Here is a 9,797-nt window from a genome sequence, read left to right on the forward strand (position 1 = left end):
TTAGCCAAAAATACCGCATCATCACGTGCACCAGAACTGCCATAGCAAAGCCGTAATCGGGGAAATTGCACCGGTGCAATTTCGCAAATCCATAGGTCATTCAAGATTGCGCGGCGCGTCAGTTTGCGAAATTTTCGTAACGTTGGCAAAGAAGCAAAACCGGCTTTAGAGGTTCCTACAAACGAAAGGGCACCTGTGGCTAAATCCCTCCCTAATGAAATCGCGCAATCCACTCCATCTGTAACGGCTTTGGCTGAACGAACCTCTTCGGTGTTGGAAAGACTGCGCGACGCTGCCCGCAGTACAAGATCGGACGAAAGGCACGAGCCGGTTTTCCCAATCGGCAAGGCGGCAGAATTGGTCGGCCGCACCCCGGCTGCAATCTGTGACGCCGAAAAAGAAGGGCGCCTGCCACTCCCCAGGCGAACCGCTGGCAATCGGCGGGGCGGCTATACACTGGCACAGCTCAACACCATGCGCGCTCATTTTGGAACGCAGCCTTGGCGGGCTGATACGGATCCTTGCTGTGTGCTGGCCGTACAGAACTTCAAAGGCGGTGTCGGCAAATCAACGCTGTCTGTGCATCTGGCGCAATATCTGGCGATCCAGGGTTACCGCGTCGCGCTGATCGATTGCGACAGCCAAGCGTCTGCAACCACGCTGTTCGGCTATGTGCCCGATCTTGATCTGACGGAAGATGATACGCTCTACCCGTTCCTGCGGCAGGACGAAATTACCTCGCTCGATTATGCCTTGCGCAAGACGCATTTTGACGGGCTGGAGCTCATCCCTGCCAATCTTCGCCTGTTCAACTCCGAATATGAAATCGCAGCCCGCATGGCGCGCGGCCAAGGCGGTCTGGTCGACCGGTTGGCCCAAGGCATTGCCAGCATTGCCAATCGGTTTGATGTCGTGGTGCTCGATCCGCCGCCGGCGCTTGGAGCGATCTCGCTTTCGGTGCTGCGCGCGGCCAATGCACTGGTGGTGCCGGTGCCTCCGACAGTCATGGATTTCTCCTCCACTGCGGCATTTCTGGCCATGCTCGATGAAACCATCGAAACCTTGGCAGAACGAGGCATGGCGCCCAATCTGCGTTTCCTGCGCTTTGTCGCTTCCAAGGCTGGCGACAACAAATCCATGCAGAAGGAAATGATGAACCTTATGCGCACGGTATTTGGCCACGCCATGATCCGCACCCCGCTCAAGGATTCAGCAGAGATTGACAATGCAACTGCCCGGCTGATGACCGTCTATGAACTTGATGGCCCGATCACGAGCAGCGCGGTCCGCAACCGCTGCCTTGCCTATCTCGATGGCGTGAACAGCGAAATCGAGATCGATATTCGTTCCATGTGGCCAAGCCATCTGGCCCGTCTGCGCAAGGAGGAGATGGCATGAAACAGCAAAATTGCACCGGTGCAATTTGGTCTCGGAGTGAGCTTTGATGAGCAGAAAAAACGCAGGGTTTATTGCCGATCTGGCCGCCGGAATTGACAAGCCAGATGCCAATCCGAAACCGCGGCGAACAGGAATGAGCACCAATGTTCTGGCCGATCGGGAAAACCGCCTTGCAGAGCTGGCAGCAGGCAGTGCCATTACCAGAACGCAAGAGTTGATCGACCCTGCACGCTGCCGGATGTGGCCAGGTCACAATCGACAATACAGCATGCTGAATGAAGAGCGCTGCGCCGATCTTATTGAAAGTATCAAGGCGCAAGGCCGCCAGGAAATCCCCGCCATCGTACGCAGGGTGAAGGATGACCCTCATCATGATTTTGAAGTCGTTTGCGGAGCGCGGCGGCATTGGGCGATCAGCTGGCTGCGCACTCATAATTATCCCGATTTCAGGTATCTCGTCGAGATCCGCAATTTGTCGGATGAGGAGGCCTTCAGGCTGGCCGACCTTGAAAATCGGGCACGTGACGATCTCACGGATCTGGAGCGTGCGCGTGATTATCTGCGTGCGCTCGACAGCTATTATCAAGGCCGGCAAAAGGACATGGCCGAACGCATGAACGTTACGCAAAGCTGGTTGAGCCGCTATCTCGACCTGGCCCGGTTGCCGGCTGAGATCATGGTTGCATTTGCACGGCCGCACGATTTGCGGATCAAACACATTACCGCAATCAAGCCGCTGCTCAAACCCGAAGCGAGCCGGATAAAGGTCTTTGCCGAAGCCTCGCGCATTGCTGGTGAAGCTGTAACGCACAACCAGTCTGTGCCAGACATCATTCGAGCCCTGGCACGCGCAGCACAGACTGAGCCGACATCTCGCACCACTGGCAAATCTGCAGCCAAATCCATCCTGTCTTCAAAAGCTGGTAATCCTCTTCTTCGTGTAGAAAACAAGGATCGCCAAGGTCTGCACCTGACCTTGCTTCTGCATGCGGGGGGTTCACGCAAGGATGTGGAAGCAGCGCTCAAGACAGTGCTGGACCGTCATTGGCCCTGAGGCTCTCGTGGCTAGGCGCTGTCCTCTCACCTGCACATGATCTTTAATCAACAAACCCAAGCATAGCGCGGGAGCTTCTAGGATTCTAAGGATTCTAAGGATTCACAGGGTTATATCGCTATATATTTCAACAATCTAGGATACCTTAATGTGACTTATGGGGCGGTTTAATATGACTTATGGGGCGGGACTATGTGACTTATGGGGCGGTTTAATGTGACTTATGGGGCGTTCTGTGTGTGTTGCTCAATGTGATCCCGTCGCATAATAAAACCCATATGGAGGAAGCCGAAATCCCGACAGGCCGAACTTTGAAGGCGGCGCATCGCGCTGATCGGGAAGGGCGGCGGGTGGTGATCAAGCCTGGCGAACTTATCGAGGCCAAATTTGCCCGCGGCGCATCGCCGTCGCTGTCGGCACGCAAGGTGCTTGCCCTGCTGATCGCCAAGGCCGGCGGCGATGCGTGGCGCTCCGGCTCCCATACCATCACCAAAAAGGAGTTGCGCGGCAGCCACGAAAGCAACGACCGGATCAACAACATTCTCGATGAGCTGATGGACGTGAAGTTCAAGATGCCGACCTTGTCGACAAGGGGCCGCGATGCCGTTCTGACAGCAGCGCTCATTGCTTGGAACATCGAGGAAACCGCTGATGATGGCATGAGCATCATCGAGTGGGAGTTTTCAAAACCCGCCCGCCAGATGCTGCAAGGATCGGACTATTACGCTCGCATCAACCGTGCCGCACTGCTGGCTTTCCAGTCCAAATATGCACTTGGCGTCTATGAAATCGGCTGTCTGCTGATTGGCCGACGCGACAAGAGCTGGCACGGTAGTGTCGAGGAAGCGCGCGAGAAGCTGGGTGTGCCGGCAGGATCGCTGGTGAACTTTGCAGAATTCCGCCGGTCGGTCCTGATGCGTGCAAAGCAGGAAGTAGACCAGATTGCACATTTCACGTTCGAGTGGACAGAGGTCCGCAGCACGAGCCGGGGTCGCCGCATAGAGGCACTGGATTTTCGTTTTGCGCTCAAGACCGGCGCCGGGTCAGCTGAAGGCGTCCGACACTCCAAACCGTCGGATGCGGCCATGTCCCCAACCAGAAAGGAAGCCGCCATTGAGAAAGCTGCCGGCGATCGCGGCGATAATGTCGTGACCCTGCCAGCGCTGCTGGTCTTTCCCTTGTCAGGTCCAATCGATTACGCAGCACAGCCCATCGTGCGCATTGCCCGAGAGCATGGCGGGGGTTGGGACAAGAACCTCATTGCCCAGGCTTATCGGGAACAAATGGGTGGTCGGCTGCAGGGGTTGAGCGGAGCGCGCCTGCTCAGTTCATGGGAAGGGTTTTGCAAAAGCTGGACACGGCAGCGTGGCAGCACCTGAAAAAATTCGCTTGCAAAGGATTTCAGAAGAAACGCGGCCTTGTGCAATCAATCCCCAAGCCATGGCCGAAAACGTTGCTCTACCTGTTGCATCTGCAGTTCCACATGTTGAACCGAACAGCCATCGCCATCCAGCAAGGCGCGGATTGCATCGCTCAGTGTACGCCAGCCAATGCCCTGCGCGCGCAGCTTGGCCAGCAGGGCAAAAGCCCGGTCCTCATCCATGGCATGATAGGCAAACAACCGGTCAAGATTGTCAAAACAACCGGCAAGATCCGTCTGCCATTCAGTCACGGCCAAATCCAGGACGATCGCTGCCCGGCAACAGGCTCCGCGTCATGGCAATCCTCGTAGAAACAAGCGGCCTTGTAGAAACAAGCGGCATGGTTTGGACATAGCCTACCGCGCCCATTGCCCGGAAGCGTGATCCCACCCATTCTTCGCCTGTCTTGTTCTGCATCTGCCGCTTACCGTTCTCCCAGCGCTTCGCCGGTCGTCTTCAAAATCGGCTTGGTCAGATAGCGAAACACGGTGGACTCGCCGGTCTTGATTTCGGCCGTGGCGGTCATGCCAGGCTGGATCTCGATGACATCACCGGCATGGCGCGGACGCATCTTGCTGGTGTCGACTTCCAGATTTGCGGCATAATAGCTGACTGGTCCATCGGGAGTTTCCTCGGTGAGCGTATCGGCGCTGACATAGGTGACCCGGCCCTGTGCTGCGCCATAGATCGAGGTGTCATAGGCGTCGAACTTGACCGAGGCTTCCTGACCCTTTCTCACAAAAGCGATATCGGCAGGCGGCACCCGCGCTTCCACGATCAACGTATCGCGGGTCGGCACGATCTGCAGCACCTCGTCGCCGGGCTTGAGCACCGCGCCGATGGTGGTGTATTTCACATTGACGACCACGCCATCGGTAGGCGCGTAAAGTTCGGCCTGTTCAAGCGCCTGCTGCCTTTGGGCAAAGGCCTGCTCGGCAGTGGCAAGTTCGCCCTGGATACGCGCATATTCGGTCTGCAATTCCTGCAGATAGACATTGCGGCGATTGGTGATCTGCCCTTCCAGATCGGCCACGGTGCGCTGCATGCGCAGCACTTCGGAGCGGCTGACATCGCCGCTGTCGACCAGCGGCATGTTCATGTCGAGTTCCTGCCGCACAAGCTTGAGCATGTCGTCAAGGTTCTTCAGCTCTGCCTGCAAGGCACGCCGCCGCTGGTGATAAAGCGCGGTCTGGTTGGCGATGAATTCACGGTTGCCCCGGATATCGGCGGAAAACACCAGCGGCCGGTTGAACAGCTCTGCCTGGATGCGCGCCATCTGGCTTTTGAGATCCGCCAGCGTCGCGACACTTTCCTGCACCGCAGCGGTCTGGTTCACCTTGTCGAGCACGACCAGCAACTGCCCTTTCCTCACCCGGTCACCTTCGCGCACCAGCATCTGGCTGGTGATGCCGCCTTCGGAGCTTTGCACAATCTGAATCCGGCCGCTGGGCACCACGGTGCCGGGCGCGCGCGTGATCTGGTCAAGCTCGGCCCACAAGGACCAGGCGATAAAGCCAAGAACCGCGGCGGCGGCGACAAGAATAATGATATTCGATTGCTTGATCATCTCGGGCTTTCGCAAAAATCAATCGCTGGCAAGAGCAGGCGCAATGCCGGGTTCGGTGCCGGTTCTGGTGCCGCCAGAGTCCTTTTCTGGACCGATCCTTGCAGCAGGTCCGCTTGCATCTGGACCGCCGCTGCCCGACCCGTTCGTCGCAGCATGACTGTCCGTTCCATCCGCATCCCTGGCCGCGGCCGGCAGCTTCTTTCCTGCCTCGATCTTCTTGGTATCCGGCTTGGGTTTGCGCAGCTTGGCCAGCACGTCCTTGGGCGTGCCGTCCATCCGGATCTGCCCATTGGTCACGACGACGACCCTGTCGACCAGCGACAGCAGCTGGAGCCTGTGCGTCACGATCACCAGCGTACTGTCGGCCGAAAGCCCCGTCTTGATCGCACCCAGCACCCGCGCCTCTGTTGCCTGGTCGAGATTGGCGGTCGGCTCGTCAAGCAGCCACACGCGCGGATTGCCCAGCATCAGCCGGGTCAGGCCGGCCAGGGTCCTCTGCCCGCCCGACAAGCCGCGCCCGCCTTCCGAGATTGGCAGGTCAAGGCCGAGCGGATGCGATGCGATCATGGGTGCAAGACCAAGATTGGCAGCCGTCGCCATGAGCACGTCGTCACCCGGATTTGGCACGCCAAGCAGGATATTGTCGCGCAGCGTGCCGTTCAGCATGCGGGTATCCTGCGGCAGGTAACCGACATGCCGGCGCAGGATATCCTCTGCCACGTGATGCATGTCGAGCCCGCCGATCGTGACCGAGCCCTGCGCTGGCGCATAAAGGCCCGCCAGCACGCGCAGCAGGGTTGATTTGCCTGAACCGATGCCGCCGATGATGGCGACCCGTTCGCCCGGCTTGATCTCGAAGCGCGGAATATTCAGCCCCGACCTTGCTCCGGGATAGGCAAATTGCACATCCGTCAACCGGATCGGTCCGTCGAGCTTCTCGGGCCGCAGCGTATCCATTTCGGTTGGCCGGTCGAGCGGCAGGGCCAGAATGGCGTCAAGCGCGCCCAGCGAAGAGCGCGCATAGCCCCACTGGATGAGGAAATTGGGCAATTGGCTGACCAGCGGGCCATTGATCCTACCGGCGATGATGGCGCAGGCAATCAATGCACCCATGGTCATTCGGCCGTTGCTGACTTGAATCGCGCCGATGGCGATGATCGCGACATAGGCAATCTGCTGCAGGCTGCCGAACACCGAACCGGCGATCGCGGACCAGCGTTTGACCGGATCCTCGTGCAATTGCAGTTCGTCCATCAGGCTGTTCCAGCGTGACAGCATGTGCCACCCGCCGCGATTGGCCTTGACGGTTTCGGCCGCGTCGAGCGATTCCACCAGCAGGCCGTTCTTGCGGTTGCCACTGACCTGCGCCTTGGCGGTATCCTTGCGGATCAGCCGCGCGATAAGATAGGCAAGGCCCAGTGCCAGCGGAAAGCTGATGACTGGAACGATGGCGACGATACCGGCCAAGCTGGCGATGATAAAGATGAAGAAAATCGCGAACGGCAGGTCGGCGACAAGGAAGATCGACGCCGAGCTGAGCAGCGAGCGAACCTGTTCCAACCCCCTGAGCTGTGCAGCCATGGTGCCGATGCCACCGGGCCGGGCATCGAGCCGCACGGCCTGGGCGCGGGCAAAGAAGAACTCCGACACCTCGGCATCGATTTTTGCCGCTTCCCGCTCGATCATGAGCGCGCGCGTGGTGCGCAGGGCAAAATCGATGAACAGCGCGAACATCACGCCCACGGTCAGCACCCACAGCGTGGAAAACCCGCTTCGGGGAATGACCCGGTCATAGACCTGCATGGAATAGAGCGAGGTTGCCAGCGTCACTAGATTGATGACAACGGTGGCTACCACTGCCGACACGAACACTTTCTTGCGCAGCAGGATGGCGCGCCAGAACACGGACAGTGCCTTGGGCACATTCTCACGCTCGACCGCGCGGGGCAGCGACAGTTCGAAATAGCGCGCGCCGCCGCCATGGGTCCAGCGCTCGCTGCGCCCCCCACGGTTGACGCGAACCGTATTAACGCTTTCCCACTGCTCGGCAATGCCCCAACCCTTGTTCGGCGCATGCATGAGCAGGGGAAACTGGTTGGGCCGCGGCCGTCCCTTGACCGGCGTGGGCGTTTTCCAGCCCACCGCATCGGCCAGACGGTGCAGCGCGCCTTCATCCTCCAGATCCGTGTCGCTGGTGTTGATCGCCCAGTCCGGCGGCAGTTCCACACCGCGCTGACGGGCAAAGATTTCGACCAGATGGTTGAGTTTGCTATTCACTGACAGGTTCCAAATTGGCGGCATTCGGATCGACCGGCTGATAGGCTGGTTGATAAGGAGTGAGGCCGGCAGGCACGATGGCCGGCGCAATCCCAGTTGTCGCAGGCCCCGTTGCCGCAGGATCAGCGCCCATGAGGTCGGGGCGCCACTCGCAGGTGCGCAGCAGCAGCCTTGCCGCAGATGCCATGGCGGTGATCTGCGCATCGACCAGCGTCAGTTCGGCAGAGGTGCCTTCGCGCACCGCATTCATCACGTCGAGCCAGGTGCGCCGACCGGTGATGAACTGCCGCACGAAGGATTCCGTCACCTGTTCTGTGGCCAGCGCCGCGACGCTGCTGCTTTCGATCGTGCCTGCCGATGTGGTGTTCTCGACCACGTCGAGCACGATCTGCTCGCGGATCTCCCGCTCCACCACCGAGATCTGCAGGTCGCTGGCCTGCGCGCGCAACCGCGCACCTTCCGCTGCCGAAAGGGACGACAGCCCGCCTTCGGTCTGGGCGCTGACGATAAGACCAAAGCGCGTGCCGAAATCATCGTCCTGCGACAATTGCACGCCGACCCGTGGCAGAATGGCTCCTTGCGCAATCTTGCGCTCGGCCTCGGCAATGTCGGCCTCCGCCAGCAGCCTGCGGCGCGTGGGGTCGCAGGCCAGCGCCTGCACGACTGCGGCCGTGGTCGGTGGATGGTGCAGGCTGGGCGAATATTCCGGCACCGGGCCAAGCTCGAACTCGGTTCTTCCCGTCAGTTCGGCAAGGCGCTGCAAATTGGTATAGCGCTGCGCAATGGTGAGGCTGAGCTGCTGTCGCACCTGCGCCGTGCGCGATGTGGCAAGCTCAAGATCGGAACGCGGGCTGACTTCCTGTTCCACCCGGCGCGCCATGGATTCCACCAGGCGCTGATGCTCCTGCAGGCTCTTTTTCAGGATTTCCTCGCGCCGCGTGGCCGCCACGACACCATAATAGGCGTTCACGGCCTGCAAGGTGAGGTCCTGAACCGTTTCGCCAAGCTGCGCTTCGGCCGTGTCCTGCACTGCTTCTGCCCGTGCGATCCCGCCGGTAATCCTGCCGCCTGTCCACAAGGGCTGGTTGATCCGCAGCTCGGGGGAAAAGACATTGTTCCTGTCGCGTCCTGCCCGCGCTGCAACGGTCACGCCGGGAAAGCGGCGCCATTTGGCCGCGCGTACCTCTGCGCCAGATGCTTGAATGGTCGCCTCTGCCGCCCGGATGGAAGGATAGGTATGCACCGCCAGCCATGCTGTGGCGCCAAGGACGTCAGGCACGGCCGCCGGGGGATCAAGGCTGACGACAGCGCCCGCGACATCGCCGGGCACGGGCGGGCCGTATACATCCTGCGCCGTGATCATGCCCGTCGGCACGACAAGCATCAGCATCAATCCGCTGATTGCCACCCCGCCCTTGAAAACCAAGCTGAACCACCTTCCTGATTGCAGGCTCCCGAAATCCTGCCGCTTGACGCCCGCACTATTCGCCCCTGCCGGATCACGCGTCCTGATAACAGGACGCAGCGCAGTGATCGGCAGGGCTGCCAAGGCCGACGTGACGGATAAGGCAAAACACGTGTCGGAAAAAGATCCTGGCATTCCTGCCTGCATACAGATGCCCGAATGGCAGGCGGCAAGGGCACTTTGCCTGCGTGGCTTCATGCCCTCGTAAATTAAAGTCCTGAATAAAGGCTGAGCGCAGCAGGATGTCACCCATTCCCCGCTATGGGCCATTTCCCGCCACCGACTTGCGCCGCGCTCCTAATGGCAAACGGATGCGCCGCAAAGCAAAAACCCGCGCGACTGTGTGGCCTGAATACCACAATGACATCTTCATCACTGCCCTCATGATAAAAGGACAGGATCATTTTGCCTGGCTGTGCGTAAGGTGTCGCGTTTGTCGCCGAACATTGCTTGCCGGTAATGTCAGTGAAATTGGATCAAAAACCCGGCAAAAAAGAGTTTGGTGAGTTAGAGGCAAGTGTTATGCACCTTGCGCCACGGGTCTGTTCTGACAGGATGCCCGGCGTTAAGAATACATGCACCAATTTCAGGGATACGGAAATTATGACGAAAGGC

General features: G+C 59.5%; 8 protein-coding genes. 3 read left to right on the plus strand and 5 right to left on the minus strand.

The genetic code is table 11. The features are described 5' to 3' along the window. A partial coding sequence (locus tag RM533_RS13445; protein ID WP_311341749.1) for a hypothetical protein occupies nt 1-347 on the minus strand: 347 nt, incomplete at its 3' end. Between RM533_RS13445 and RM533_RS13450 the strand changes: the two genes are divergently transcribed. The 3 genes from RM533_RS13450 to RM533_RS13460 all read left to right on the plus strand — a co-directional run bounded on the left by RM533_RS13450 (nt 250) and on the right by RM533_RS13460 (nt 3,831). Next, nucleotides 250-1,398 (plus strand): AAA family ATPase, encoded by a 1,149-nt coding sequence (locus tag RM533_RS13450; protein ID WP_311341742.1) that lies wholly within the window; start codon nt 250-252, stop codon nt 1,396-1,398. The genes RM533_RS13445 and RM533_RS13450 overlap by 98 nt on opposite strands. Before the next feature lie 46 nt (nt 1,399-1,444). Beyond that, nucleotides 1,445-2,452, plus strand: coding sequence for a ParB/RepB/Spo0J family partition protein (locus RM533_RS13455; protein ID WP_311341743.1), 1,008 nt, complete (start codon nt 1,445-1,447; stop codon nt 2,450-2,452). A 278-nt stretch (nt 2,453-2,730) separates the two neighbouring features. Further along, the gene (locus RM533_RS13460; protein WP_311341744.1) at nt 2,731-3,831 is read left to right on the plus strand and encodes a replication initiation protein; all 1,101 of its coding nucleotides are present in this window, start codon (nt 2,731-2,733) and stop codon (nt 3,829-3,831) included. 47 nt (nt 3,832-3,878) lie between these two features. On the opposite strand, the gene RM533_RS13465 is transcribed toward RM533_RS13460, so the two are convergent. The 4 genes from RM533_RS13465 to RM533_RS13480 form a co-directional block, all read right to left on the minus strand. Continuing rightward, complete coding sequence (locus RM533_RS13465; protein WP_311341745.1) at nt 3,879-4,124, minus strand: hypothetical protein; 246 nt, start codon at nt 4,122-4,124, stop codon at nt 3,879-3,881. A gap of 173 nt (nt 4,125-4,297) precedes the next feature. Further along, nucleotides 4,298-5,440, minus strand: coding sequence for a beta-barrel domain-containing protein (locus RM533_RS13470; protein ID WP_311341746.1), 1,143 nt, complete (start codon nt 5,438-5,440; stop codon nt 4,298-4,300). 18 nt (nt 5,441-5,458) lie between these two features. Beyond that, complete coding sequence (locus tag RM533_RS13475; protein ID WP_311341747.1) at nt 5,459-7,717, minus strand: ATP-binding cassette domain-containing protein; 2,259 nt, start codon at nt 7,715-7,717, stop codon at nt 5,459-5,461. After that, on the minus strand, nt 7,710-9,143 hold the full coding sequence (locus RM533_RS13480) for a TolC family protein (RefSeq protein WP_311341748.1): 1,434 nt from the start codon (nt 9,141-9,143) through the stop codon (nt 7,710-7,712). The genes RM533_RS13475 and RM533_RS13480 overlap by 8 nt, the downstream gene beginning before the upstream one ends. Nucleotides 9,144-9,797 lie beyond the last annotated feature (654 nt).

The sequence above is a fragment of the Croceicoccus esteveae genome (assembly GCF_031846435.1).
Taxonomy (GTDB): Bacteria; Pseudomonadota; Alphaproteobacteria; order Sphingomonadales; family Sphingomonadaceae; genus Croceicoccus; species Croceicoccus esteveae.

What these genes read in the sequence shown, in the direction of transcription:
- RM533_RS13455 (WP_311341743.1), top strand. Translation starts at nt 1,445, where the DNA reads ATGAGCAGAAAAAACGCAGGGTTTATTGCCGATCTGGCCGCCGGAATT.
- RM533_RS13470 (WP_311341746.1), bottom strand. Translation starts at nt 5,440, where the DNA reads ATGATCAAGCAATCGAATATCATTATTCTTGTCGCCGCCGCCGCGGTT.
- RM533_RS13460 (WP_311341744.1), top strand. Translation starts at nt 2,731, where the DNA reads ATGGAGGAAGCCGAAATCCCGACAGGCCGAACTTTGAAGGCGGCGCAT.